The sequence below is a fragment of the Bradyrhizobium sp. 14AA genome, assembly GCF_054185205.1.
Genome location: NZ_JAVAYM010000025.1, coordinates 96,453 through 122,365, shown reverse-complemented (window position 1 = coordinate 122,365; position 25,913 = coordinate 96,453). Strand labels below are relative to the sequence as shown.

Genomic DNA, 25,913 nt, shown 5'->3' with positions numbered 1-25,913 from the left:
GTCAGACCTCGCCGTAGCGGGGGAGCCCCTTCACATCCGCCAACAGCGGCGCCTCGGCATCCTTGGGCGAAAGTGACGGATCTGCGACACCCCAATCGATGCCGATGGCCGGATCGTTCCAGCGCACGGAGATTTCATCCTTCGGACTGTAGAACTCGTCGCATTTGTAGAAGAAATCGGCCGTCTCGGAGAGAACGGCAAAACCGTGGGCGAAGCCACGAGGAACCCACAATTGCCTGCGATTGTCTTCGTTCAGTTCAACGGCAACATGCCGCCCAAAGTTTGGGCTGCCTATGCGGACATCGACTGCAACATCGAGAACTCGACCTCGAAGCACCGTGACCAGCTTGCCCTGCGCACCGGGATTTTGCAGATGCAAGCCACGCAGCACACCGAAACGCGAGCGCGAAAGATTGTCCTGGACGAACGGCCGCGTAATGCCGTTCTGCACGTATCGCTCGAATTGATAGGACTCCAGGAAGAAGCCGCGTTGATCGCCGAACAGCTTCGGCTCGACGATCAGAACTTCGGGTAGATTTGTTGTGAGAACGTGCATTCGCAGGACTTCAGCTTCGACATCGACAATAATCTTGTGCAGCGCACTCTATCTGATATTTTCTCGCTAGCAAACCAGAGAGGTCCGATGAAGGGAATAATACTCGCTGGCGGAACAGGTTCGCGCCTTTATCCCGTCACGACCGTGGTGTCGAAACAACTGCTTCCGGTTTTTGACAAACCGATGATCTACTACCCGCTGTCGGCCCTGATGCTCGCTGGAATCCGCGACATTCTCATCATCTCTACGCCGCAGGATATGCCGCTGTTTCAGCGGCTGCTTGGCGACGGAACAGAAATCGGCGTCAAGTTTTCGTATGCCTCGCAGGAAACCCCGCGCGGGCTCGCCGACGCTTTCATCGTAGGCCGCGAGTTTGTAGGACAGGACTCAGTCGCTCTTGTTCTTGGAGACAATATCTTCTACGGACACGGGCTTCCCGAACTGCTCGCCAAGGCCGCGGCACGCACGGGCGGCGCCACGATCTTTGGCTACGTCGTCAACACGCCCGAGCAATATGGCGTGGTCGAATTCGGCGCCGATGGGCGCGCACGCTCGATCGAAGAGAAGCCCGCGCGGCCGAAGTCGAATGTGGCCGTGACCGGTCTTTATTTCTATGACAATCGCGTGCTCGACATCGCCGCGAAGATCAAGCCTTCAGCGCGCGGAGAGATCGAGATCACCGACGTGAACAACGCATATCTCGACAGCGGCGACCTGTTCGTCGAGGTGCTTGGGCGCGGGTTTGCCTGGCTCGACACCGGAACGCACGCCTCCCTGGTCGAAGCCAGTCACTTCGTGCAGATCCTGGAACAGCGACAGGGATTGCGCATCGCCTGCCCGGAAGAAATCGCTCTGCGGCGCGGCTACATTTCCCTGGAATCCTTCACGAAGGTTGCCGAGAAGACCGCCAAGAGCAGCTATGGCCAGTATCTGCAATCGGTGGCGCGTTCCTTCGCCGCTCACGGTCTGAATTGAGGCAAGACGACTCATGCGTTTTGAAGGCTCCACGATTTTCGTCACCGGCGGTGCAGGGTTCATCGGCTCGGCAGTCGTCCGTCATCTTCTTCGCGATACGCACGCGCGCGTCGTCAACATCGACAAGCTAACTTACGCGGCAAATCTCGAGTCGATCCCCAACGCCGCGGGCAATCCGCGCTATGCGTTCGAGAAGCAGTGCATTTGCGAAGCGCCATCGCTGAGGAAGCTGTTCGAACGGTACCAGCCCGTCGCGGTCATGAATTTGGCAGCCGAAAGCCACGTCGATCGCTCGATCGATGGGCCCGGAGAATTCATTCAGACCAACATCGTGGGCACGTTCACGCTACTGCAAGAAGCCTTGCGGTACTGGAAGGGCCTGTCTCCGGATCGCCGTTCGCGGTTCCGCTTTCTGCACATCTCAACCGACGAGGTGTTCGGTTCGCTGGGCAAGGACGGTTACTTCACGGAGACAACCGCCTACGCACCGAACTCGCCCTACTCGGCGAGCAAAGCCTCGTCCGACCATCTGGTCCGCGCCTGGCGCGAGACCTACGAACTACCGACGATGATAACGAACTGCTCGAACAATTACGGGCCGTATCACTTCCCCGAAAAGCTCATTCCCCACATGATCATCAAGGGGCTCGCCGAAGAGGCGTTGCCGGTTTATGGCGACGGGCAGAATATTCGGGACTGGCTCTACGTCGAGGATCATGCCAAGGCGCTTGCGCTGGTGCTCGAGCGGGGCGTGGTCGGTGGAACGTACAATGTCGGTGGACGAAACGAACGCAGCAACCTGCACGTCGTGGAAGGCATTTGCGATCTGCTGGATGAAATTTCGCCGTCCGGGGCAGGTTCCCGTCGAGGCCTGATTTCGTTCGTCCCCGATCGTCCAGGGCACGATCGCCGTTACGCGATCGATGCCTCGAAGCTCGAAAACCAGCTTGGATGGCGCGCGGACGAGAATTTCGAGAGCGGGCTGGCCAAGACCGTCCAGTGGTTCGTCGACAACCGAATGTGGTGGGAGAACATTCTCGGTCGCGGCTATCAGCAGAAGCGAATCGGTCTGGGCTGACCGCATTGACGTCCCTTTGCGGAGGCTCATGCCGACGTGCAGGACATTGGCTGATTGTCCGCCTTGGATGGGAAAGCCCACGAGACAATGAACGAATACTACTTCGTGTGGATCCGCGGCCTCGACGGGCGTCCGAGGCCGCAGATTTGGGCCGCGGATCAATTTGAGGGACCTGGGTGGAAATTTCGACACGTCATCGCGCGGCGCGTTCTCGATGCGAAGGAACGCGGAATGGGCGTGGATTATCTTGCGAATATTTTCCCGGCGCCACCCGGTCCGGACGACTGCACCTGATTTCCCGGTTTGATAGGACTGCCGGATCCCAATCTCGATCTGCGAGAGCGCCTAGGGATCAAGCACCGCACGACTCCGTGTGACCGGATTATGGATTGTTCGCGGTGCGTGTTGCACCATCCATGTTTTCCACGCGCCCTCATGCTTCTCGTAGAGTTCCAGCCAGCGCTGCTCGCCGGCCGCGGGCCAGATTTCGCGGCCGTCGGGCTCGGCCTTGCCATCCACCGGACCGAGCACCAGCTTGCTATCAAGCCGCTCGAATTCGAACGTTTCCTCGCACGTCAGACCGATCAGAACACGTCGGCCCGCAGCATCGACAAAATATCGCCGGTGAGCGTTGTTTGTCGGCCTAGTCATGGCAGCCTCCAATCATGCCTCCCCTGGTCGCGGCAGCTGCCAGAGTTCTGCATACTCACACGCGGAATGATCAGGGCAACCAGCCACACCATCGATCATGTCCTCAATCAAATGTTACGGCGAAACCCATAATGGCCCGAGCGAGAATGCTCACTGCAGGATCCGGGCGCAATTCTGCAGTATCGGATCCTTCTGCTTTGACCGGTCCCCAAGCAAATATTGCTCCACGATCGGCGTCGGCGTCTCAGATCCCACGGTTGCACTTGTTCAGAATGCACGCCACCCTCTGGCCGGAGACGCACTCTGTGGCGATAAGGCCGGATCGTAAGGCTGATAGAGCGGATGACGCACCCTGCGCCTGCGCGATCGCCACGCACGCGTCGCATAGCCTCCACCAAAGCCGGCGAGAATCGAGAGCAGGATCGCAACTACAGTCATTCTGAATTCTTCCGGTTGCCGCATGTCGTCTTCGTGATGCAGCACTCTCAGCTTCGAGTTGTGTCGACATCATGATGAGCGTCGCTGATTTTATCGTCAGACCGGGATGTTTTTTTGGCAGCACGATGCACGCCAACTGATCGTTTCGTCTGCGTCAGCCGAAGGACCAGAGAAACAGTCTCACCAGCAATAACGTGATGAAATAGACCCAGCCTGCCATCGCGATCAGCGCTACGCTGAAAAACGCACCTTCAAATGCCCGTTCTCTGAGCTTGGTGAAAGGGAACGCCGCCCGCGCTTTCTGAAGCATCTCGATCTTCTGAACGGTTCGTTGCTGTTGGCGCGATCATAGCCGGTTGAATTGGACGATCTCGTGACGGCTCGCCTGAGAGCAGCGCAATGCTGCTCGTCGAGATCGGCGCTGTATGCTCGCGCCGCGCTCGACACATTTCGATTCGCGCTGTCAAGATGATAACGCACGTGGGCTCGATCGTAATTCGCTCGAGTTGACGGTCATGGGTTTGCCACTCGGGATGCGCGGCAACAAATCCAATTCTCGCACAGGAGCCGGCGACAGAGGTGATGAGGCGCGATCCATCCTTGCCGCCATCGCTGCTGGCGTGCGGGCGCACCGAAGCATCTCCGCGGATTCCCGAACGGACCCACTCTGCACGACGGCACATGGCCGGCGCGGTTCAACGAGCGTTCCGGCCGGCCTTCCAGGCCGGATGTGTTGGCAGAATATCCTCGACCGAGATCGCTGATGCGCGCGGATCGATCTCGGCCGATGAGAATGTCCGTGGTTATACGGAGCAACACGCATCGATTTCATCGCGGTAAGGTTGAGAGGTTAGCTTAATCCGCGTTGTTTGTTGCGAATGCCGAAGGATCGCATATCCATCTTCGTACCGGGCTTCCCCAGGCCCGGCCCCACCCAAGCGAAGCCGTCGAGCGAACATGGGTCCGCTTGGCGGCTTTGTCTTTCTGTCGACGAGAGGATGATTTCGGTTATGGCGCGCAGGCCCTGGTCGTTCAAGGAAGACCGCCGGCTGATGGAGTTGGCCAAGTCTTCGACTTCACTGGAAGAGGCAGCGAAACTTCTCGGGCGCTCGCCCGATGCGGTCAAGCGCATGGCCTTGCGCCTTGGCCTGTCGTTGAAATCGAAGGGCTCCAAGAAAAGCTAGCGCGCGAACTTGCGTCTTGCGCGCCGCCCTGCGCGACAGTTCATGGACGTATGCGACTGCCCCCATCAAGATCCTACAATCGGCGTTGAACGTCGAACCCAGCGAACGCTTGGTCATGCCGTCAGGCGCGCGGCTCCGTGCCTGCCTCGTTTATCAGTTCGTCGGTGACGAGAATATGGGCGGCGGCGATCGTCGGCCTGCTTCCCTGAAAGCGGAACTCTCGGCCGCGCTCGGCATTGTCCCCACGAAATGCGGGAGGCGGAGCCGTCATGGCAAACTCTTTCCTTATCGTGATGTCAATCTGGTTCGGCATCAACATTCTATTCGTGGTGTTGAGGTTGTGGGTCACCAGGCCGAAGAATTGGCAGAGGGGTATCCGCCTCCACAAACTCTGCACTGTCAGCGCGAAATCGCGGCTGCACGGCCAGGTTTGACATTATCCGGACAAGGCGCGCGGGAAGAGATCGGTCCGCGCCGAGGCAGCCCGTGAACCTCGGTTCATGCGACCGCAGGGACCGGCTCCAAATGTCATCCTGGCATTTCTGACGTGCGTCCCTCGAAAGGTGCGAGGGCTTTAACGATGTTCTCGGCTTTCGAAAGCAGCGAGACCTGCGAGCGGCTATGCTGGCGCCATGCGTCGCAACCATCTCTTTGCAGCCGCGGCAATCTGCCTTGCGCTGATCATCTACGCCACGCTTGCCAAGCTCGCGGGCAGGCCGGCGCTCATGGGCCATGCGGAAGCCTACTGGGTCGTGGTGATCGAGCGCTTCAGCGCCTATGGGCTCTTGGGCTTCCTTCTGTCCTTCCTGCTCCCAGGACGGCTGAAGCTCGCTTGCGCCTTCGTGGTCGCTGTCGCAATCGGGCTTGAGGTGTTTCAGGCGGTGACGCCGGATCGCGATCCCCGGTTGATCGACGTGTTGCAAAAGGCGGCCGGCGGTTCCGTCGGCGTCCTTCTGGCCCAGACGATTTTGGCTTTCCTGCCGAGACCACCGTCATAGGGCCGGCGCGGGCCGCGCCGGCTGCTGCTTCGAAAAGATGTCGACTGTCGCGGGCTTACGCCACTCCGCGCTGGGAACCTGCCTGATCACTCGCAAGAGCTCCCGCCATCTGACGATGGGTATCGCGCAGCGCACTGATCGCGGCATCGAGGTTGAATTCGGCTTCGCGAATGGTGTCGAAGAATCGGTCCATCAACATCGCATTCAGCTTCACGCGGGTATTCCCGTCGCGGCTCTTGCGGCGATCGAGCGAGAGATGCAGCGCCTGTATCCTGGCCTCGGCAGCGCTACAGCCGCCGAGCGTCGCCAGTTCGTCATATGTCATCCAGATCTGAGGCATGTCCCTGTCCGTCCCTTGTTATGGGCCTCAAGCTAGATTTCACCCTCTAAAGGCGGGGTTGCCGCAGTGCGGTCTCATCATGTTTTCGCGACAACAGCGTCAATGCAAAGCTAAGACACCGGCGGGCTAGGATGCGGGAGATTTGGGCGGCGTCAGCGGTTGACGCGGCCGTGAACGGCTGTCGAGGCCCCTGGGCATCTTGTCGGCATTGAGCTTGACGACGGCACATCGAGCGTCAGCGGCCGGCGCATCTTCCTGGCTGTAGATCAGCGTCGCCTCGAACTTGACGTCAGGCGCTTCCCTGGCCGTTCCCGAGCAGGTCGCCATCGCACCACTGCACACGCCCGAGAGCTTGACCTCGACCTCGTCGGGTCCGAACACGGTCTGCGGCCCCTCGGCATGTCGCCGCGTGGTCAGAACGGCCGTGAAGCGCTGCTCGTCATCGAACTGGTAGGAACCGCCATACGTGAAGAAGCTGTCGCTGCCGGAGATGCGGCCCCCGGCCAGATGCACGACGCCGGTGCCTTGCGCATTCGCGGTTCTGAACCACGCCGCGTATTTGCCGTCTCTGAGCATGAAAACATCCGTCGTGAATTTCAGCCGTATTTGCAACCAACTCTGGGGCGCGACAATGACCGACGCGGCATGCATTCTGCCACGGTTAACGCCCTGCAAAGCCAACCCGTCAAATTGCTGCCGGCGCTAGGGGTGAAGCCGGCGGCGGCCTCAGAACAATTCTATGCCGTCATCGGCGCTCTCGACCGCCTCGACCCGGCGCGTGGCGGCGATCGATGCCAGCCCGAGCGTTTGCAGGAATTCCCGGTGGACGTCCCGCTCACGCTCCATCGTGTAGCGCGCGAAGAGATCGTCGAGCATCGCTCCGTCCTGCGCCTCTAGCCGCGGCCGCTGCGCGCCCGCACTCGCAGTCTCGAGGCGCGTGGCAACCGCGGGCAATGCCGCGGAGCTTTCGCCGAGCGAGCTCATCAGACCTTGGGCCGAATTCATCAGGCCCTCGAATTCCGCGCCTTCATCGACCAGCCGGCTCATCAGCTTGCCGAGCCGTTCGTTGCCGGCCTCGACCTCGCGCAGGGCCTGGAGGATCTGCGGCTCGAGCTTGGCGAGCTGCGTGGGATCGCCCTGCACACGGAGCTCCTTCAACTCCCTGGCCGAACGCTCGATATCGTCGAGCACCGGTCTCAGCCGCCCTGCGCCCGCCGAAACCTGGTCGGCGGTCGCCTTGAGCTCGTTGGCGATGACGACGAAAGCGCTGCCGCGGCTGCCGAGATGGCTCGCCTTGAGACCGGCATTCATCCCGATCAGCGTGATGTCGACGGTCGCCTCGGCGAGCCCGGCGATCGCCTGGCGAAACTTCGTCAGCGTGTCCTCGACGATCGCCAGCGCCTCGTCGACCGAGCGGCCGGCGCCCTCGCAGGTGGTGATCAGGGTCGAGGCGTGCGCCAGCGTCTGCTTGATGCGCGCCAGGAACGAGGACGAGCCGCCGTCCTCGCCGCCGAACAATGTGCGGCCGTGGCTGACCACGCTCCCCGCATCGTGCAGGATGGCGGTGAGTGCGCGAACGATCTGGCCGATGTCGCCGCCGAACTCGCGCTGGGCGTCCCTGAGCTGGGCCGCCTGCAATTGGCAGACCGCGCGCGCGCCGTCGTCGCCCGCGACCGGTTCGGGAACGAGGCTCGGGCCGGATCCCGACGCAAGGCCGAGGCCGTGCGAGACGTGCTCGAGGCGCTGCCGCGTGCTGTCCCCGGCCTGCAAGGAGATGATCGCGCTGCCGACCGCCTCGGCGATCTTTCTGGTGCTGGAACTGGCGAGATCGGCGAGATGGCTGCTGTTCCTGCGCTGGTCGCGCAATCCGGAATAGGCCGCGCCGAGCTCGGCGCTCTCCGACATCAGTTGATTCCGGTAGCGTCCCTCGAAGTCCTTCTGCCGGCCGGAGGCCGTGGCGACGGCGTCCGACAGGCGCTGCTGATCCTTCGCGCAGCCCTCGATCGAGCGTTGCACCGCCCTGCCGAGATCGTAGGCTTCCTGCGTGAAGGCGAGGAAGCCCTCGCGGTCGCCGTCGAGCGATGCCGCCTCGATCCGCGCGCTACGCGCGATGATGGTGATCATCTGGATGTGCTTGAACAGCGGCTTGAGCGACGACGATGCCTCCGCTGTGCTCTTGCCGATCGTCTCCAGCAGAGCGCTCTCCGCCGGTAGCGCCTGCGCCAGCTTGCTGAGCTGCGCGGCGATCTCCTGTAGCGCCGTTGCGGCACCCTCGATCTCGGCGCCGGAGAGTTCTCCCGAGAGCGCCGCAAGGCCCTGGTTCAGCTCCTTGAAGATGAGATGGCCGCGGCCGAGTTCTTGACCCACGCGCGCGAAGACGTCCTCGATGCGCGAGGAGACGTCCTCGATCGCGCCGATCGCATCCGTGAGCGTGTTGGCCGGAATGATGGACATTGCGATCAACCTGCCACCGCGGCGTGTCCGGCCTGATACCAGTGCATGATCTCGCGCGGGATATGGTGCAGCGAGACGACCTTCTCGACGCCGCCATGGGCAATGGCTTCCTTGGGCATGCCGAATACCACGCAGCTCTCTTCGTCCTGCGCCCGCGTCGAGGCACCGAGCTTGCGCATCTCCAGCATTCCGCGCGCACCGTCGTCGCCCATGCCGGTCATGATGACCCCGAGCGCGTTGGCGCCCGCATGCTGGGCCGCCGAGCGGAACAGCACGTCGACGGACGGGCGATGCCGCGACACCGGCGGGCCGTCCTTGATCGCGATCTGATAGCGCAGGCCGATACGCTGGAGCAGCATGTGGCGGGCGCCCGGCGCGATATAGGCGCAGCCCGGCAACACCGGCTCACCGTCCTCGGCTTCCTTGACCCGGATCTGGCAGACGCTGTCCAGACGCCTGGCGAAGGCCGCGGTAAAGCCCGCCGGCATGTGCTGGACGATGACGATAGGCGGGCAATGCGGCGGCAGCATCTCGAGGACGTCGTTGAGCGCCTCGGTCCCGCCCGTCGATGCACCGATGCAGACGATGCGTTCAGTCGTCGGCCGGACCTTGCCCTGCACGGGAGGAGGGATGATGGCGTCGGCCGTCAGCTTCTTCTCGATCGTCCGACGCTCGGAACGCGGACGCACCCGCGCGCGCGCCGCTGACTTCACGGCCTCGCGCAGCCGCGTCGAGCATTCGAGCAGGGCCTGCCGCGTGTCGATCTTCGGCTTGGGCACGATGTCGACCGCGCCCGCCTCGAACGCCTCGAACATCACGTTCGAGCCCTCCTCGGTGAGCGAAGAGCAGATGATCACCGGGATCGGACGCTGCGCCATGATCTTGCGCAGGAACGTCAGGCCGTCCATGCGCGGCATTTCCAGGTCGAGTATCATGACATCGGGGATTTCGTTCTGGAGACGTCGCGCCGCCGCAAACGGATCGGAAGCCGCGCCCATCACCTCGATGTCAGGATCGTCGTTGAGGATCGTCTGCAGGATTTGGCGAACCGACGCCGAATCGTCCACGATCAGTACGCGAACCTTCTCCCTCGGCATTTTGGTTGCGCTCCGGCTAGACCTTGAAAATGGTTGGCTGCACTTGCTTCAAACCCGGCACGGCACTGTGAATCATCGATTCCGAATGCCCGACCAGCAGATAGCCGCCGGGCCGCAAATGGCTGCACAATTGCTCGATCACCTTGCGCTGCGTCTCGCGCTCGAAATAGATCAGGACATTGCGGCAGAAGATGATGTCAACGTCGCGGTCGACGGGATAGGACCCATCCATGAGGTTCATCCGCATGAAATGCACCATGCGCCGCAGCTCCGGCACGACCCGCACCTCGCCGCGCGACTTGTCCCGCGACGACAGGAAATACCGTTTCACGAAAGGCTCCGGCACCGGCGCGAGCACGTCGCGGGTGTAGATCGCGGTCTTGGCGAGGCGCAGCACGGCCGTCGAAATGTCGGTCCCGAGGATGCGGTACTGAAACCGCGAGCCGTTCCGCGTCATGTCGTCCAGCACCATCGCGGTCGTATAGGCTTCCATGCCGGTGGAACTCGCCGAGCTCCAGATCTTCAGGTTCGCGCTCTTCCGTCCATGCGACTTGAGCAGACCGGGGATCGCGACGTCCCGCATGAAGGTGAAGTGCTGCGGCTCGCGAAAGAAATCGGTCTTGTTGGTCGTCACCACATCGATGAGATGGGTGAGCTCGGTGTCGAAATGATTCGCCTCGAACAGGTTGTCGACATATTCGTTGAGGTCGGAAAAGTTCAGCGCGCGCACGCGCTTGTGCAGCCGCCCCTCCAGCATCAGCCGCTTGCCCTGCGGCAGCTTGATGCCGACCTGGCCCTCGATCAATTCGGCGATGGTCCGGAAGTGGCGATCCGACAGATGGACGGCCGTATCCTGCACGGCGGGCATCATTGCTGCGTGCCCCCATCCCGGATGGCCGCCGCCTGCACTGAATGTCGGGCCGAACGGGCCATCTTGAATCCTACGCGGTTACCCAATCACTGACGATGGATCGGCCCACCGGTGAAAGGCAGGCCGATCCCTTAAGCGATCTCAGCGCTGGAAATCGGCGTCCCGATCGTCCTCGCCGTCATTCATGTCGAAGGCGAAACCGCCACCACCGGCGACCTTCACGGCACGTGCCGGCTTGGCCTGCGGCTTCTTGGCCGGACGCTCGGCGGCCGCCATGGTCGCGGCTTTGGCGCGCAGCTGGTTCACCGCGCGGTCGATCGGCGCCGGCGCCTGGTTGCGTGCCTGTTCGATGCGGAAATAGGCGATGGTGGACTGGAGCTGCTCGGCCTGCGAGGCGAGCTCCTCCGAGGTCGATGACACCTGTTCGGACGCGCTGGCGTTCTGCTGGCCGACCTTGTCGAGCTGCTGGATCGCCTGGTTGATCTGCGCCGACCCGACGTCCTGCTCGCGGCAGGCCGCGGTGATCTCCTCGACGAGTTCGGCGGTCTTCTTGATGTCCGGAACGAGCTTGGAGAGCATGGAGCCCGCCTCCTGCGCCACCTTGACGGTGTCGGCCGAGAGCGTGCCGATCTCGGCGGCAGCCGCCTGGCTGCGTTCGGCGAGCTTGCGCACCTCGGAGGCGACCACCGCAAAGCCCTTGCCGTGCTCGCCGGCGCGCGCGGCCTCGACCGCGGCGTTGAGTGCGAGCAGATCGGTCTGCCGTGCGATCTCCTGCACGATCGTGATCTTCTCGGCGATGGTCTGCATCGCGTTGACGGCGCGGCCAACGGCAGCGCCGCTGGCCTCCGCGTCCTTGGCGGATTGCGCGGCGATCTTCTCGGTCTGGTTGGCGTTGTCGGCGTTCTGCTTCACGTTCGAGGCCATCTCCTCCATCGAGGAGGAGGCCTCCTCGGCGGACGAGGCCTGCTCGGTCGCGCCCTGCGAGAGCTGCTCGGCGCTGGCGGAGAGCTCCTGGCTGCCGGCGGAGACGTTCTGCGCCGCGGTGAGCGCTTCCGACACGATCTGGCGGAGCTTTTCCACCATGCGCTCGAGCGCGAGACCCAGCGTGTCCTTGTCCGACAGCGGCTTGGCTTCCACCATGAGATTGCCCTGCGCGATCTCGTTGGCGATGGCGGCGGTCTTGTTGAGATTGACGGTCATCGCGTTCAGCGACTTGATGAGGTCTCCGATCTCGTCGTTGCTGGAGGACTCGATCTTGTGGCTGAGATCGCCGATGGCCACCGCGTCGGCAAGACCGACGGCCTGCGCCAGAGCCCGGCTGACGTTCATCGCAATCCAGGTCGCGGCGACGGCGGCGATCAGGAGCGAGGCGATGACCAGACTCATGAGCAGCAGCTCGGCGCGAGCGCCGTCCTGCTTGGACTGCTCGGCCTGCTCGGCCATGTTCTTCTTGACGTTCTTGATGTAGCCGTCGGCCGCTTCCAGCGCATCCGCGACGACCTTGCGGCCGCCATGCATGGACCGATCCAGCGCCTTCGGCTTGTCGGTCTTCGCGAGCTGGACCGTCTCATCCTGATAGGCGTTCAGCTTGGCGAACGCGACGTTGAAGACCTCCATCAGCTTCTTGCCGCCTTCGCTGGCCGCTGCGTAGATTTCGTCCTTGGACTTGGCAACCGCTTCGCGGTTCTTGATCAAGTCGGCCCGGAACTGCTCATGCTCTGCGTCGGATGCCGCCAGGATGGAGTTCTTCTCGGCGCGCACGAGGAACAAAATGCCTTCCTTCAGCTCGGCGGCCTTTTCCATGCGGCCCGCACGCGAGACCAGAACCTCGGTGGTGCTGACCATGTCGGCCAGCTTCATGTAACCGACCGCGCCCGCGATCATGGAGAGCAGAATGACGACGCCGAAGGCGCTGGCAAGCTTGGCTTTGACGGTGAATCTCATATCAGTCTCGTTGGTTCGAATTGGGGGTGCTTACGTTTCATCACGCTTCACACAAATTCAGGCGGCGCGGGGCTCATCCGCGCCAGCATCACGCCCTTCCGGGAGCTTGTCGTTCGCCATCAGCTTGGCGAGATCGAAAATGACCACGAACTTTTCGCCTTTGCGGCCGATGCCGGCGGCATAGTCCGACTGCCATTTGCCGCCAACCTCGGGGATGGGCTCGATCGCCTGTTCGTCGATGTCGGTGACTTCGAACACGCAGTCGGCGACGAAGCCGACGCCGACCAGGCGATCCTTCATCGGCACGTCGAGGATGATGATGCGGGTCGCCTCGGTCGCCGCCACGCTCGGCAGACCGAGCTTGATCCTGAGGTCGACGATCGGATAGCCGCTGCCGCGCACGTCGATCATGCCGAGCAGGAAGTTCGGCGCGTGCGGAAGCCGCGAGATCGGCCGCATGTCCAGAATTTCGCGCACGTTGCGGATGCTGATGCCGAACGTCTCGCCGGCGAGCCCGAGCGTCAGATATTGCGAGGTTGCGGCCATGATGCAGTCCAAGGGGTCCGAAGGTTTGGAAATGAGTACGGTCCGGCACGAGGCCGGACCGCTTGATCAGCGTTGGAACTCGGCGTCGCGGTCGTCTTCGCCGTCATGCATGTCGAACGCGAACCCGCCACCGCCCGCGACTTTCATCGCACGTGCCGGTTTACGGACAGGCGCCGGCTTCTTCGCACCGCGATCCGCTGCCGCCATGTGAGCGGCCTTGGCGCGGAGCTGGGTGACGGCGCGATCGATCGGCGCCGGCGCTGCGGCTTCGCCGCGGCCGGCATGCTCGATCCGGAAGAAGGAGATGGTCGACTGGAGCTGCTCGGCCTGCGAAGCGAGCTCCTCCGAGGTCGACGACACCTGTTCGGACGCGCTGGCGTTCTGCTGGCCGACCTTGTCGAGCTGCTGGATCGCCTGGTTGATCTGGGCCGAACCGACGTCCTGCTCGCGGCAGGCGGCGGTGATCTCCTGGACCAGCTCGGCGGTCTTCTTGATGTCGGGCACGAGCTTGGACAGCATGCTGCCGGCTTCCTGGGCGACCTTCACGCTCTCCGTCGAGAGGGTGCCGATCTCGGCGGCCGCGGCCTGGCTGCGCTCGGCGAGCTTGCGTACCTCGGAAGCGACCACCGCAAAACCCTTGCCGTGCTCGCCGGCCCGCGCGGCCTCGACCGCGGCGTTGAGCGCGAGCAGATCGGTCTGCCGGGCGATCTCCTGCACGATCGTGATCTTCTCGGCGATGGTCTGCATCGCGTTGACGGCACGACCCACCGCGACGCCACTGGCTTCCGCGTCCCTGGCCGACTGCCCAGCGATCTTCTCGGTCTGGTTTGCGTTGTCGGCGTTCTGCTTCACGTTCGAGGCCATCTCCTCCATCGAGGAGGAAGCCTCCTCGGCGGACGAGGCCTGCTCGGTCGCGCCCTGCGAGAGCTGCTCGGCGCTGGCGGACAGTTCCTGGCTTCCGGCCGAGACGTTCTGGGCGGCAGTGAGAGCCTCCTCGACCACGTGCCGAAGCTTTTCGACCATCACGTTCAGCGATTTGACGAGATCGCCGATCTCGTCGTTGCTGGAGACGTTGATCGTCCGGCTGAGATCGCCGACGGCGACCGCACCGGCAAGGCTCACCGCACGGCCAAGCGAACGGCTGATCGAGATCGAAATCCACAGAGCGGCACCGATCGCGACCATCAGCGACACGCCGATGAGCGTCATCAACATGAACTGCGCCTGGTGCCCCTCTTCTTTCGACTGGGCCGCCTGCTCGGCCATCTGCTTCTTGGTGTTCTCCACGTAGGCACCCATCGACTCCAGGGCGTCCGCGACGACCTTGCGGCCCTCGTTCATCGAGCGATCGGTTGCTTTCGCCTTGTCGGTCTTAGCCAAACGAATCGTCTCTTCCTGATACGCATTCATCTTGGCGTAGGTGCCGGCAAAGGCGTCGAGCAGCTTCTTGCCGGCTTCGCTGGCCAGGGCGTAGACTTCGTCCCGGGTCTTCATCGCCTGCTCCCGACGCTTGGCGGCGTCGGCGGCAAACTGTTCAGCATCGGCTTCGGTCCCCAGAATGGCATTCTTCTCTGCCCGGAGCTGGAGCAGGATGTCCTTCTCGATCTGGGTCGCCTTTTCCATGCGCTTGGCACGCAGGACCATGCTGTCGGCCGTCGCCATCATGTCGCCGAGCTTCATGTACGCGACGCCACCGGCGATCACGGACAGGACAATGACCAGGCCGAATGCGCTGGCCAGCTTCGCTTTGACCGTAAATCTCATTTCCAGCCCCTACCCCAGTCTCGCCCGAGACCTCATTTCAATTCAGAATGCGTTCCATGTTGGGAACGATGACGAACTCTTCGCGCCACTTGGCGATGAAGCGAATGAACTCCGGCTTCCAGTGCATGCCGACGCGCGGCGTCTGTTGCACGTCGGTCTGCGATATCTCCGTGACCTCGTAGACCTTGTCGGCGGTGACACCGACCAGTACCGGCTTGCCGTCGAGCTCGAGCTCGATGACGACGATCCGCGTGTCGGCGGAGTCGTCGAGCTGCGGCATGCCGAAGCGGATGCGCAAATCCGCGAGCGGAATGACGTTGCCGCGCACGTTGATCACGCTGGGAACGAAGGCGCGTGCGCCCGCGACCCTGGTCACGGGCACGGGATCGATGATCTCGCGCACGAGGCCGGCATCGAGCGCGAACTTCTCCTCGCCGAGGCCGATCATCACGACCTGCATCGCGTCGGCCCGACGCTCGCCAGCCAAATTCCCGTTCATCACGCCGCCTCGCTGATGTGCTGCTTCTCGACCTTCGACTGCGCCAGCGAGACCAGCTGCGCGACGTCGAGGATCAGCGCCGCCGTGCCGTCGCCCAAAATCGTCGCGCCGGAGAAGACCGTGACGTCGGAGTGCAGCTTGGAGAGCGACTTGATCACGGTCTGGTGGTTGCCGATGATCTGGTCGGCGACGAGGCCAACGTGAGTTTCGCCGGTCGAGATGATGATCGTCTTCTGGTGCCGGTCGGGCACGCCGGATGCGGTCATGATCTCGCGCAAGCGCAGGAATGGAACGAGATTGCCGCGCACGTTGAGGAAGTTGCGGCCGCGGGAGCGCTCGTCCTCGGCGGTCAGCTCGATGCATTCCTCCACCGCCGACAGCGGAATGATGTAACGGCCTTCGCCGACGCGGATCAGGAGGCCTTCGATGATGGCGAGCGTCAACGGCAGGCGCAGCGTCACCGTTGTGCCCAGGCCCTGCCGGGTCGACAGGTCGATCGAGCCGCGCATGTTCTCGATGGTGCGCTTGACCACGTCCATGCCGACGCCGCGGCCGGACAACGCCGAGATGGTCTGCGCGGTCGAGAAACCGGGATGGAAAAGGAACTGGTGGATCTCGTGATCGGTGAGCACGGCGCCGGCCGCGATCAGCCCCTGCTCCTCAGCCTTGGCGCGGATGCGCGCGGTGTTGAGGCCGCCGCCATTGTCCTTCACGGTGACCAGCACCTGCGCACCGGAATGAACGGCGGCGAGCTCGATGCGCCCCTGCTCGGTCTTGCCGTTGGCGGCACGTGTCGCGGTGTCCTCGATGCCGTGGTCGATGGCGTTGCGGATCAGGTGCACCAGGGGATCGGCCAGGCACTCGATCATGGTCTTGTCGAGCTCGGTGTCCTCGCCCGTGGTGACGAACTCGACCGGCTTCGACAGGTCGCGCGACAGATCATGCACCAGGCGGCGGAAGCGGCCGAACAGCGAGCCGATCGGCACCATGCGCGCGCCCATCGTGGTGTCGCGCAAGGAGGACGCGAGGCGCTCGATTTCCTCGGCGATCATCTTGATCGAGAGATCGGAGCCGGAGGCGGCGAGCTGGGTCAGCCGCGCCTGGGCGATGACGAGCTCACCAACCCGGTCCATCAGCTCGTCGAGACGCTCGGCCTGGACGCGAACCGTGGCAATGCCACGATCTTCGCGCTTGGTCTCGGACTTCGGCTCCGGCTTTGACTCGGATTTGGGCTCCGCCTTTGCGACGGGCTGCTCGGCGACAAGCGCGGCAGCGACCTCGACCACCGGCGCAGCCACCTCGGCCACAGGAGCCGGCTCCTCGTCGTCGAGCTGGAACAGCAGCATCGGCGCGGGTGCCTCGACATGCTCCAGCGGCGAGAGCGTCAGCTTCATCTCGTCCGAGACGAACATGAAGACGTCGTCGATCGCGTCCTTGTCGCAGGCCGCGTGCAGCTTGACGTCCCACTTCAGATAGCAGTCTTCAGGCTCCATCTCGTCGAGAAACGGGATGCCGTCGGTCACTGGCACGACGAAGCACGGGCCGAGCTTGCAGAGATCCTCCAGCAGGTCGAGCGGGTTCGAGCCGTTGCGCAGGATGTGGGATTCGAATTCCAGATAAAGGTGCCAGCCGGCCTGTTTGCTCTCGCCGGGAGCCAGCGGCGGCGCCTCGACGACGGCTGCAACGGGCTGGTCGAACGCGACGAAACGCTTGAGGTCGTCGAGGATGGCTTCGCCGATGATGTCGTCGGTGGACTGGGGATCCTCGATCAGCGCGCGGATATAGTCCTTGGCAGCCAGCGCGACCGAGATCAGCTCCTGCGTCGGCTTGATCTCGCCCTTACGGACGCGGTCGAAGGCTGTCTCGAATTCGTGGGTGAAGGAGGCGACCTTGTCGAAGCCGAACATGGCGCCCGAGCCCTTGATCGTATGCAGGGCGCGGAAGGCGGAATCGACGAGTTCGCGGTCGTCGGGACGCTGGCCGAGATCGAGCAGGGCCCCTTCAAGAACTTCGAAGAGTTCGCTGGCTTCCTGACGAAAGACCTCGGTCGGGTCCATTGCGCTCATGCGCGCACCAGCTTGCCGACAACGGCGAGCAACTGCTCAGGCTTGAACGGTTTGGTGATCCAGCCGGTGGCGCCGGCGCTCTTGGCTTCCTGCTTCACCGCGTCGTTGGATTCGGTGGTCAGGAAGACGATCGGCATGCCGACCGCGCTCGGCAGCTTGCGCAGCGCCCGGATCAGTTCCAGCCCGTTCATGACGGGCATATTGAGGTCGGTAATCACGAGGTCGAGCTTGCCCGCCTGCGCCTTGGCGAGCCCCTGCGCGCCATCGCCGGCCTCGATCACGCTGTGGCCGGCCGGCTCGAGCACGACCTTGATCATCTGCCGGATGCTGGGGGAGTCGTCGACCGTGAGAATCGTGGCCATTAGGTGCCATCTTTCTTTTGCGGGAAATGCTGATCGATCATCGCCTCGCTGGCAAAGCCGGCGCGGCGAAGGGTGTTGCGAAGCGACTGGGAGAAGGAGGTCAGGACCACCGGGCGGCCTTGGGCCTCGCCCGTCTTGGCCGTCGACAGTAGAAGCTGGATCGAGGTCACGTCGGCCTTGTCGACGCTGGAGCAGTCGATCTCGAGCCGTTCCTGGCGGCCGAACGCCTCGCGAATGAGGTCATAGACGCTGCGGATGGACGCGATGCTGCAATCGGCGGGCAACCGCAACGACCATTTCGGCTCCGTGGGATTGAGCGCCATCGCTGCCCCGCCTTTGCTAAATTCCGATTACACGTTTGACGCGAATCGAATGAGCAAACCCCTAACGCGAGCCTCCGTACAACTACGGGTCACATTTTCTCGGAATTCGCGCAAATGCATGCAAGCGTGCACAGCCTGCTGAAATCCGTATGCGACGCGCGCATGTCTGCGGCGCAGTGGCGCCCGTACGACGCATTTGCTTCGCGTTAAATTCGCTCGGGTTATGGCTTGGCTCCGTGCCTTTGCCAGCGAAGAGAGCCCCGGCCACCGATGCTGACCCAAGCGCTCCTGGTTGATGACAGCCGCTCCGTCCTCAACTTCCTGAAACGCCACATCGAGGGCGAAGGTCTGGTCGAGGCCACCACCTTCCTCGATCCCGTGGAAGCGCTGGCCTGCGCGCGCGAGCGCGTCTTCGATCTCGTGCTGGTCGATTACGAGATGCCGCATATGGACGGCATCAGCTTCATCCGCACGCTCCGCACCCTTCCCGGCTGCGCCGACATCCCGATCGCGATGATCACGTCGCGGCAGACCGACGACGTCAAGATGGAAGCGCTGCAGGCCGGTGCAACCGATTTCCTGCCCAAGGCGCCGCAAAGCGTCGAGATGACGGTGCGTTTGCGGAATTTGATTCAGCTTGGTGCAGCCGTGCGCAAGCTCAATGATCGTGCGGCGCATCTGGCCAGCGAAGTCGCGGCCGCGACACGAAAGCTCGGCGAGCGTGAGGAGGAGATCATCCTGCGACTCGCGCTGGCGGTCGAATACCGCGACAACGACACCGGCGAGCATACGCTGCGGGTCGCCCGCTACAGCCGCATCATCGCCGTGCAGCTCGGCCTGCCGGCCCGGCTCTGCCGCGACATCTATCTCGCCGCGCCCCTGCACGACGTCGGCAAGGTCGCCATTCCCGACAAGATCCTGCTCAAGCCCGGCAGGCTGACTGACGACGAGATGACGGTGATCCGCACCCATGCGACGATCGGCGAGCGGATCCTGGCGGACTCCGGTTGCGAGCTGATCCAGCTCGGGGCGCAAATTGCCGCAGGCCATCACGAGCGCTGGGACGGCACCGGCTATCCGAACGGGCTCCGGGCGGACGCGATCCCGGTGGCCGCGCGCGTGGTCGCGGTCGCCGACGTGTTCGACGCGCTGACGACGCGGCGACCATATAAAGCGCCGATGCCGCTCGAATTGGCGCGCAATTACCTGGTCGAGAACAAGGGGCGACAGTTCGATCCGGCCTGCGTCGAGGCCTTTTTGTCGCGCTGGGACGAGGTGGTCGAGATCGCCGCAGGTCAGCAAGCGACGCCATTTCAGAAGGCCGAAACCACGCTCACTCCTTATATAGAGTGTGCGGCGGAAAGCCGTCCGGCCGAGGACCGTTCACCCGAGCCCGTCCCGGTCGCCTGACATTAGCCATCCGGCCAACAGCTTGCCGCAGCTCCCTTTTCTCCGGTCGCCGGGTTGAACCTGTTCCTGCTAGAGTGGCACCAAGAATAAAGAGTGATTCTGGTCACACTTGCCTGGGCGCCCCGCTGCTAAGCATTCGGACCAGGACAGGGACCGGTCCTACGTCGGTCGAATTGGATGAGAATTCCCATGAAAAGCCTGATCGGCGCCGTAGTCGGCGCATTCTGTGTTGCGGCCCCCGCGCTGGCGGAGACCCCGGCGGCGATCGTCGAGGACGTGCAAGGCAAGGTCGACGGCGTCGAGTTCATGGACTATGTCGCGCCCGGCAAGATCATCAAGCTCGGGCCCAAGGCGAGCATCACGCTCAGCTATCTCAAATCCTGCCTGCGCGAGACGGTCAGCGAAGGCGTCGTCCTGGTCGGCGCGGAGCAGAGCACGGTACAGCTCGGCAACGTGCAGCGGACCAAGGTGCCCTGCGATACCAAGGCAGCGCAGCTGTCCGAACGCGAGGCGAACCAGAGTGCCGCAACCACGTTCCGGACCATGCGGTCCGATACCAAGGGTGCCCCGTCCAAGCTGCCGACGATCTACGGCACAGCCCCGCTGGTCCAGGCTAAGAGCGGCAGCACGCTGGTGATCGAGCGCACCGACGGCAAGGAGCCCACGATCAGCGTGCCGCTCAAGAGCGACGTCATGATCAGCGGCAAGTTCTATGATTTTGCGAAGGCCGGGAAGTCGCTGACCCCCGGCGGCACCTATCTCGCAACCCTCGGCCCCAAGCGTTACACCTTCCAGGTCGATGCCAGCGCCACCCCGTCGCCGACCCCGATTATCGGCCGCCTGTTGCGGCTCGAATAGACGGCCTGCGACGACGCGATGCGGCGGATCGGCAGGCGGGACATCGTTGCGGCGATCCTGATTGCGCTCCTCGCGGGCGGCGTCGTCACGTCCCCGCCGCTTCAGACGCTGCAAGGGCTCTCCCTCGACATCCTCACGGCGATCCGCGGCAAGCTGATCGGCGAGCGCCGCGATCCCGCGACGTCGCCGGTCGTCGTGGTGGCAATCGACGGAGAGACCTACAGCACCCCGCCGTTCAAGGGATCGCCGACGCAGACCTGGACGCGCGAGATCGGCCGGGTGCTCGGCAGCATCGCCGACGGCGGCGCCAAGGTGATCGGCTTCGACGTCATCTTTCCGAACTCGATCGAGCAATCGGAAATTCCCTTCGGCGACGCACCACTCGGCAGCCGCATGAAGGGGTTTGACCGGGACTATCTGATCGCGCTGCGCCAGGTCTCCGACAGCGGAAAACTGGTGCTCGGCGAGATCCTCAGCAACGACCATCCGGAGGTGCCCTATCGCGCGCAGCAAGTGGCGGTGCGCAACCTCATCCGCGCGCTCAATGTCCATACCGATTCCGATGACGTGATCCGGCGAATGCCGCTGAGCTTTGCCATCGAGGGTCGGCCCGTCCCCGCCATGGCAGTCGAGCTCGCTGCGCGCGCGCTCGGCGGAAAGCCCGAGATTGCGCCGTCCGGCGCGACCGAATTGTCCGGCTATGCGATCCCGAGCGCAACGCCGAATACGCTGACACTCAACTTTCGCGGGCTCGGCCGCGACGTTCCGACCTTCTCCTTCGCCGATCTGCGGGCCTGCGTCGAAAAAGGCGACCGCGATTTCTTCCGCCGCGCCTTCGACGGCAAGGTCGTGCTGCTCGGCACCACGCTGAATTTCGAGGATCGCAAGCTCACCTCCATGCGCCTGTCCGGCGGATATGACGGAACGCCAGCCGCTCGATGCGCCCTGCCCGTCCCGGCGAGCCCCGGGCAGAAGGCCCGCAGCGACATCGCCGGCGTCTTCGTGCACGCCACCGCGGTCCGAAATCTGATGGAGCGCGATGCCGTGACCGAGCTCGGCTTTCCGCTGCGAAGCATTCTCACGATCGTGTTCGCAGCAATCATCGCTTGCGCGGCCTGCATGCTCGCACCGAGCGGCGCGGTGACTGCGTGGTTCGCTCTCACCCTCGTTTACACAGCCGTAGCCGTCGGCGCATTCGTTCACGCCCAAGCACTGCCGCTGGCCGAACCTGCGCTCGCGAGCCTTGCGGCGCTCGCGATGATGATCGGCTACCGTTTCGTGCTGGCCGATCGCGACGAGCGCTTCCTGCGCAAGAGCTTTGCCTTCTATCTCGCCCCCGAGGTGATCAACACCATGGTCGCCTCCGGCAAGATGCCGGCACTCGGCGGCGAGATGCGCAACGTCACCATGTTCTTCTCCGACCTCAGCGGCTTCTCGTCCATTGCCGAGACGATGACGCCGGGCGAGCTGGTGACGCTGATGAACGAATATCTGTCGGCCATGACGGACATCATCGAAAGCCACGGCGGCTATGTCGACAAATATATCGGCGATTCCATCGTCGCGATGTTCGGTGCGCCGGCCGACGATCCCGCGCACGCCGCCAACGCCGTCCGAGCCGCGCTGAAGTGCCACGAGACGCTGGCAGAGCTCAATGCCGGCAATGCCGCCTTCGCCGGCCATGGCCTGTCGCACCGCATCGGGCTGAACAGCGGCGAGGCCGTGGTCGGCAATATCGGTTCACGGCGCCGCTTCAACTACACCGTGATGAGCGACACCGTGAACGTTGCCTCGCGTCTCGAGGGTGCCAACAAATATTACGGCACCGCGATCATGGCCTCGGAGACGACGATGGCCCAGACCGGCGACACCTTCGCCTGGCGCGAGCTCGACGCGATCAGGGTGCTGGGCCGCGGCGAGGCGATCAAGGTGTTCGAGCCGCTGGCCGACAAGGGTACAGAGAGCGCCGGGCAGACGAAGGTGGCCGCGGCGTATGCCGAAGGGCTCGCCTGCTGGCGGGCAAGGGAATTTACGAAGGCCGCTGACGCGTTCGGGCGAACGGCTGGGACCGATCCGGCATCGGCGCTGTTTGCAAAACGCGCGACGGCGCTCGCTGCAAATCCGCCGCCGCACGATTGGACGCCCGTCAATACCCTGGAAGGGAAGTAGCGACGTCAACCGCGAGTGTACTTCCCCTCTCCCCTTGTGGGAGAGGGTGGCTCGCCGCGGAGCGGTGAGACGGGTGAGGGGTCCCTCTCCGCGCGTCCAGCGCCCATTTGGATTCGCGAAAACATACCCCTCATCCGGCGCCATAGCCGAAGCTTCGCTTCGGCGTTCTTAAGAACGGCGGCCAAAGGCCGCCTATGCCACCTTCTCCCACAAGGGGAGAAGGAAGAGCGACGTTACTGCGCCGGGTCCCTCTAAGAAACGCAGAGCCTAAAACGGCAGCCCCACATAATTCTCCGCGAGCAGGCGCTGCGCCGTCTCGGACGAGAGCAGATACTCCAGCTCCGTCTGCTGAAGCCGATCCTCGTATTCGAGCCGGTCGGGGAAGCGGTGCAGCAGCATCGTCATCCACCAGGAGAAGCGTTGCGCCTTCCAGATCCGCGCGAGTGCCTTGGCGGAATAGCCTGCAAGGCCGGAATCATCGCCGCGCTGATAGTGCCCGAGCAGGGCGTGATAGAGATAGTAGATGTCCGAGGCGGCACTGTTGAGCCCGCGCGCGCCGGTCGGCGGCACGATGTGGGCGGCGTCGCCGGCGAGGAACAGGCGGCCATAGCTCATCGGCTCGGCGACGAAGCTGCGCAGGGGCGCGATGCTCTTCTCGATCGATGGGCCCGTGATCAGGCGGCCGGCAACCTCCTCCGGCAGGCGACGCTTCAGCTCAGCCCAGAACGCATCGTCGCTCCAGTCCTCCACCTTGTCCGTCAAAGGCACCTGCACGTAATAGCGGCTCAACACCTGCGAGCGCAGGGAACACAGCGCAAAGCCGCGCTCGTGCTTCACATAGATCAGCTCGGGCGATACCGGCTTCGTGCGCGACAGCACCCCTAACCAGCCGAACGGATAGACCTTTTCGTATTCGCGCAGCACGTCCTTCGGGATCGACTTGCGGCTGACGCCGTGAAAGCCGTCGGCGCCGACGATGTAGTCGCAATCGACGCGGATGGTCTCGCCGTTCGCGCGATACGTGACGTAGGGCCGGTCCGACGTCAGATCATGCGGCTTCACATCCTCGGCATTGTGTACGACCTTGCCGCCGAAGCGATCCCGCGCCTCGTAAAGGTCGCGCGTCAGCTCGGTCTGGCCGTAGACCAGCACGGAATTGCCGCCGGAATGCTTGTGCAGGTCGATTTGGGAAAGCACGCCGTCATGGGCGATCTCGAATCCCCGGTGGATCTCGCCCTCGCGGTCCATCCGCTCGCCGCACTGCGCCTCGCGCATCAGCTTGGCAAAGCCGTGCTCCAGCACGCCGGCACGAATGCGGGCGAGCACATGGTCGCGGCTGTATTTCTCCAGCACGACCGTGTCGATGCCCTTCAGCTGCAGGAGCTGGGACAAGAGCAGACCGGACGGCCCACCGCCGATGATACAGACCTGAACTTTCATTTTTGCGTCCTCCCGTCGGCACTTTTTTGCAGATTCAATGCCGCAAACCGATGGAGGGTTTCGTCTTTGTCTTGTACTATTCGAACATGAGAGGCGCAGCCCCCGCCCCGGCGATCCGAGTCTACAATCTGTTCGGCGAATCCGGCGATCTGCCCGACGTCGTGCATTGCGAGACGATTGCGTCGCGCTCGGTGCTTCACGACTGGACCCTGGCGGTGCACCGCCATGCCCGGCTGCACCAGGTGCTCCTGATCGAGCGCGGCGGCGGGGAGGCGACGCTGGACGGGCGCGTGGTGCCGCTAAAGCCGATGCAGATCGTCAACGTGCCGGTCGGCCACGTCCACGGCTTCCGCTTCGTGCCCGACACCCAGGGCTGGGTCCTGACCATCGCGGGGGAGATTCTGGACGAGGCGTTGCTCGCCGCCGAGGGCTTGCGCGGCGCGCTGGCCCGCTCGGCCGTGGTGCGCGGCACGCCGCAGATCCGTGCCACCATGAAGCAGATCTTCGCCGAGCACGCCGCACGCGATTTCGGCCGCGCGCACGTGCTGCGCGCATTGTCGTCGGCCATGATCGGGCTCGTCGCCCGCGCGCTCACGAGCGAGAACGGCGGCAACGGCACGGCCGAATCCGGCCTGTTCCGCCGCTTCGAGGCGCTGCTGGAGCAGCATCATCTGGAACGCTGGAGCGTTGCGGACTACGCCGGGGCGCTGTCGGTGACACCGACGCATCTCAACCGGATCACGCGGGCGGCGACCGGCGACACCGCCTCGCATCTGATCCTCAACCGCCTGATCCGTGAGGCGCGGCGCAACCTCGTCTATACCAACCTACCGGTCTCGACGATCGCCTATGCGCTCGGCTTCGAGGACCCCGCCTATTTCAGCCGCGTCTATGCTGCCGCCACGGGACTGTCGCCGCGCGCCTTTCGCGCCCAGCTGCATGGCGGTGAAGGCTGACGCATCGGACGAGACCCCGGCGGTTGCCGGCGCGGCCACTTACCTTCGTATATGGGGTCCCATCCTTTGGATAGAGACCCCTAACCTCAGTACAATTGAGCAGGGATCGCGCACGCCTTAGCGTGGCTGTATTCGGCGCCCAGGCGCTGGTGGCGTGGAACCTCCCTGACCTCGGCGCAAGACGGCCCCCCTGTCCGGTCGTCTGCGTCGCTTTTTTGGCTAGCCATCGGCGCCTTCAGTGTTTCCCGCCGACACACCGTGCCCTGCCGGCGGACAGGCTGGCTTCGCGCGGAACTGGAGGTTTGTGCACAATGTCTTCAATTGGGAAGATCGCACTCTTTATCGATGGCTCCAATCTCTATGCCACCTCCAAGGCGCTCGGCTTCGACATCGATTACAAGCGCCTGCTCGGCGAATTTCAAAGCCGAGGTACGCTGTTGCGCGCCTTCTACTACACGACCGTCATCGAGGACCAGGAATTCTCGTCAATCCGCCCGTTGATCGATTGGCTCGACTACAACGGGTACACCGTCGTCACCAAGCTCACCAAGGAGTTCGTCGACGCCACCACCGGCCGCCGCAAGGTGAAGGGCAGCATGGACGTCGACCTCGCGGTGAGCGCGATGGAGCTCGCCGAACATGTCGACCAGATCGTGCTGTTCTCGGGCGATGGAGATTTTCGTTCGCTGGTGGAGGCCCTGCAACGCCGCGGCGTCCGCGTGACGGTCGTCTCCACACTCTCCACGCAGCCACCCATGGTCGCCGACGACCTGCGCCGGCAAGCGGACACATTCATTGATTTGGCAGATCTGAAACCAACGGTGGGGCGCGATCCGGTCGACCGACCGGGATCGCGCGAGGTGCGGCAGCCGCCGCAATCCCTCGCGCGCGGAACCGTCAAGCGCGACGACCGGGTCGAGTGATCCTGCGGGAC

Annotated in this window: 26 protein-coding genes; 9 read left to right on the top strand and 17 right to left on the bottom strand. The window is 63.6% G+C overall.

Annotated elements, in window-relative coordinates; genetic code table 11:
• Position 1 precedes the first annotated feature (1 nt).
• Positions 2 to 556 carry a dTDP-4-dehydrorhamnose 3,5-epimerase gene (gene rfbC / locus RAD15_RS34535; RefSeq protein ID WP_458183124.1) on the bottom strand — a complete coding sequence of 185 codons (555 nt, stop codon included), beginning with the start codon at positions 554 to 556 and terminating at the stop codon, positions 2 to 4.
• A gap of 87 nt (positions 557 to 643) precedes the next feature.
• On the opposite strand from rfbC, the gene rfbA reads away from it, so the two are divergent.
• Both rfbA and rfbB read left to right on the top strand, forming a co-directional pair.
• Entirely contained in the window at positions 644 to 1,531 is an 888-nt protein-coding gene (rfbA, locus tag RAD15_RS34530; protein ID WP_458183188.1) for a glucose-1-phosphate thymidylyltransferase RfbA, read from the top strand.
• A gap of 13 nt (positions 1,532 to 1,544) precedes the next feature.
• Entirely contained in the window at positions 1,545 to 2,609 is a 1,065-nt protein-coding gene (rfbB, locus tag RAD15_RS34525) for a dTDP-glucose 4,6-dehydratase (RefSeq protein ID WP_458183121.1), read from the top strand.
• Between the two features lie 345 nt (positions 2,610 to 2,954).
• On the opposite strand, the gene RAD15_RS34520 is transcribed toward rfbB, so the two are convergent.
• Both RAD15_RS34520 and RAD15_RS34515 read right to left on the bottom strand, forming a co-directional pair.
• Positions 2,955 to 3,260 carry a hypothetical protein gene (locus tag RAD15_RS34520; RefSeq protein WP_458183120.1) on the bottom strand — a complete coding sequence of 102 codons (306 nt, stop codon included), beginning with the start codon at positions 3,258 to 3,260 and terminating at the stop codon, positions 2,955 to 2,957.
• A 592-nt stretch (positions 3,261 to 3,852) separates the two neighbouring features.
• Positions 3,853 to 4,008, bottom strand: a complete 156-nt coding sequence (locus RAD15_RS34515; protein WP_458183117.1) for a hypothetical protein — start codon at positions 4,006 to 4,008, stop codon at positions 3,853 to 3,855.
• Between the two features lie 700 nt (positions 4,009 to 4,708).
• Between RAD15_RS34515 and RAD15_RS34510 the strand changes: the two genes are divergently transcribed.
• The gene (locus RAD15_RS34510; RefSeq protein ID WP_458183115.1) at positions 4,709 to 4,882 is read left to right on the top strand and encodes a hypothetical protein; all 174 of its coding nucleotides are present in this window, start codon (positions 4,709 to 4,711) and stop codon (positions 4,880 to 4,882) included.
• Between the two features lie 121 nt (positions 4,883 to 5,003).
• Here RAD15_RS34510 and RAD15_RS34505 read toward each other — a convergent pair whose 3' ends face one another.
• Complete coding sequence (locus tag RAD15_RS34505) at positions 5,004 to 5,195, bottom strand: hypothetical protein (RefSeq protein WP_458183114.1); 192 nt, start codon at positions 5,193 to 5,195, stop codon at positions 5,004 to 5,006.
• A gap of 319 nt (positions 5,196 to 5,514) precedes the next feature.
• Between RAD15_RS34505 and RAD15_RS34500 the strand changes: the two genes are divergently transcribed.
• The gene (locus tag RAD15_RS34500) at positions 5,515 to 5,880 is read left to right on the top strand and encodes a VanZ family protein (protein ID WP_458183113.1); all 366 of its coding nucleotides are present in this window, start codon (positions 5,515 to 5,517) and stop codon (positions 5,878 to 5,880) included.
• 55 nt (positions 5,881 to 5,935) lie between these two features.
• Here RAD15_RS34500 and RAD15_RS34495 read toward each other — a convergent pair whose 3' ends face one another.
• The 12 genes from RAD15_RS34495 to RAD15_RS34440 form a co-directional block, all read right to left on the bottom strand.
• Positions 5,936 to 6,220, bottom strand: coding sequence for a hypothetical protein (locus RAD15_RS34495; RefSeq protein WP_458183111.1), 285 nt, complete (start codon positions 6,218 to 6,220; stop codon positions 5,936 to 5,938).
• Between the two features lie 126 nt (positions 6,221 to 6,346).
• Positions 6,347 to 6,796, bottom strand: a complete 450-nt coding sequence (locus RAD15_RS34490) for a hypothetical protein (protein ID WP_458183110.1) — start codon at positions 6,794 to 6,796, stop codon at positions 6,347 to 6,349.
• Positions 6,797 to 6,946: 150 nt separating this feature from the next.
• A complete protein-coding gene (locus RAD15_RS34485) occupies positions 6,947 to 8,674 on the bottom strand; it encodes a chemotaxis protein (protein ID WP_458183109.1) in 1,728 nt (575 codons plus the stop codon).
• Between the two features lie 5 nt (positions 8,675 to 8,679).
• Entirely contained in the window at positions 8,680 to 9,771 is a 1,092-nt protein-coding gene (locus RAD15_RS34480) for a protein-glutamate methylesterase/protein-glutamine glutaminase (RefSeq protein ID WP_458183108.1), read from the bottom strand.
• 16 nt (positions 9,772 to 9,787) lie between these two features.
• Positions 9,788 to 10,642, bottom strand: coding sequence for a CheR family methyltransferase (locus RAD15_RS34475; RefSeq protein ID WP_458183106.1), 855 nt, complete (start codon positions 10,640 to 10,642; stop codon positions 9,788 to 9,790).
• 141 nt (positions 10,643 to 10,783) lie between these two features.
• Positions 10,784 to 12,586 carry a methyl-accepting chemotaxis protein gene (locus RAD15_RS34470; RefSeq protein ID WP_458183104.1) on the bottom strand — a complete coding sequence of 601 codons (1,803 nt, stop codon included), beginning with the start codon at positions 12,584 to 12,586 and terminating at the stop codon, positions 10,784 to 10,786.
• A gap of 57 nt (positions 12,587 to 12,643) precedes the next feature.
• A complete protein-coding gene (locus tag RAD15_RS34465; RefSeq protein ID WP_458183102.1) occupies positions 12,644 to 13,132 on the bottom strand; it encodes a chemotaxis protein CheW in 489 nt (162 codons plus the stop codon).
• A gap of 66 nt (positions 13,133 to 13,198) precedes the next feature.
• Complete coding sequence (locus RAD15_RS34460) at positions 13,199 to 14,896, bottom strand: methyl-accepting chemotaxis protein (RefSeq protein ID WP_458183100.1); 1,698 nt, start codon at positions 14,894 to 14,896, stop codon at positions 13,199 to 13,201.
• Positions 14,897 to 14,933: 37 nt separating this feature from the next.
• Positions 14,934 to 15,395 carry a chemotaxis protein CheW gene (locus tag RAD15_RS34455; protein ID WP_458183098.1) on the bottom strand — a complete coding sequence of 154 codons (462 nt, stop codon included), beginning with the start codon at positions 15,393 to 15,395 and terminating at the stop codon, positions 14,934 to 14,936.
• On the bottom strand, positions 15,395 to 17,461 hold the full coding sequence (locus tag RAD15_RS34450; protein ID WP_458183096.1) for a chemotaxis protein CheA: 2,067 nt from the start codon (positions 17,459 to 17,461) through the stop codon (positions 15,395 to 15,397). The genes RAD15_RS34455 and RAD15_RS34450 overlap by 1 nt, the downstream gene beginning before the upstream one ends.
• Positions 17,458 to 17,823 (bottom strand): response regulator, encoded by a 366-nt coding sequence (locus RAD15_RS34445; RefSeq protein WP_018644022.1) that lies wholly within the window; start codon positions 17,821 to 17,823, stop codon positions 17,458 to 17,460. The genes RAD15_RS34450 and RAD15_RS34445 overlap by 4 nt, the downstream gene beginning before the upstream one ends.
• Positions 17,823 to 18,146: an STAS domain-containing protein gene (locus RAD15_RS34440; RefSeq protein WP_458183094.1), complete on the bottom strand. Its 324-nt coding sequence runs from the start codon at positions 18,144 to 18,146 to the stop codon at positions 17,823 to 17,825. The genes RAD15_RS34445 and RAD15_RS34440 overlap by 1 nt, the downstream gene beginning before the upstream one ends.
• A 270-nt stretch (positions 18,147 to 18,416) precedes the next feature.
• Here RAD15_RS34440 and RAD15_RS34435 point away from each other — a divergent pair, with 270 nt between their 5' ends.
• The 3 genes from RAD15_RS34435 to RAD15_RS34425 all read left to right on the top strand — a co-directional run bounded on the left by RAD15_RS34435 (position 18,417) and on the right by RAD15_RS34425 (position 22,583).
• Complete coding sequence (locus RAD15_RS34435) at positions 18,417 to 19,556, top strand: HD domain-containing phosphohydrolase (protein ID WP_458183092.1); 1,140 nt, start codon at positions 18,417 to 18,419, stop codon at positions 19,554 to 19,556.
• Between the two features lie 189 nt (positions 19,557 to 19,745).
• Positions 19,746 to 20,414, top strand: a complete 669-nt coding sequence (locus RAD15_RS34430) for a hypothetical protein (protein ID WP_458183091.1) — start codon at positions 19,746 to 19,748, stop codon at positions 20,412 to 20,414.
• Positions 20,415 to 20,432: 18 nt separating this feature from the next.
• Complete coding sequence (locus RAD15_RS34425; protein ID WP_458183089.1) at positions 20,433 to 22,583, top strand: CHASE2 domain-containing protein; 2,151 nt, start codon at positions 20,433 to 20,435, stop codon at positions 22,581 to 22,583.
• Between the two features lie 267 nt (positions 22,584 to 22,850).
• Here the strand turns inward: RAD15_RS34425 and pobA are convergent, their stop codons facing one another.
• Entirely contained in the window at positions 22,851 to 24,023 is a 1,173-nt protein-coding gene (gene pobA, locus RAD15_RS34420; protein WP_458183087.1) for a 4-hydroxybenzoate 3-monooxygenase, read from the bottom strand.
• A 50-nt stretch (positions 24,024 to 24,073) separates the two neighbouring features.
• On the opposite strand from pobA, the gene RAD15_RS34415 reads away from it, so the two are divergent.
• Together RAD15_RS34415 and RAD15_RS34410 are read left to right on the top strand one after the other, a co-directional pair.
• Positions 24,074 to 24,979 (top strand): helix-turn-helix domain-containing protein, encoded by a 906-nt coding sequence (locus RAD15_RS34415; protein ID WP_458183085.1) that lies wholly within the window; start codon positions 24,074 to 24,076, stop codon positions 24,977 to 24,979.
• 311 nt (positions 24,980 to 25,290) lie between these two features.
• On the top strand, positions 25,291 to 25,902 hold the full coding sequence (locus RAD15_RS34410; protein ID WP_458183084.1) for a LabA-like NYN domain-containing protein: 612 nt from the start codon (positions 25,291 to 25,293) through the stop codon (positions 25,900 to 25,902).
• The last annotated feature ends 11 nt before the right edge of the window (positions 25,903 to 25,913 follow it).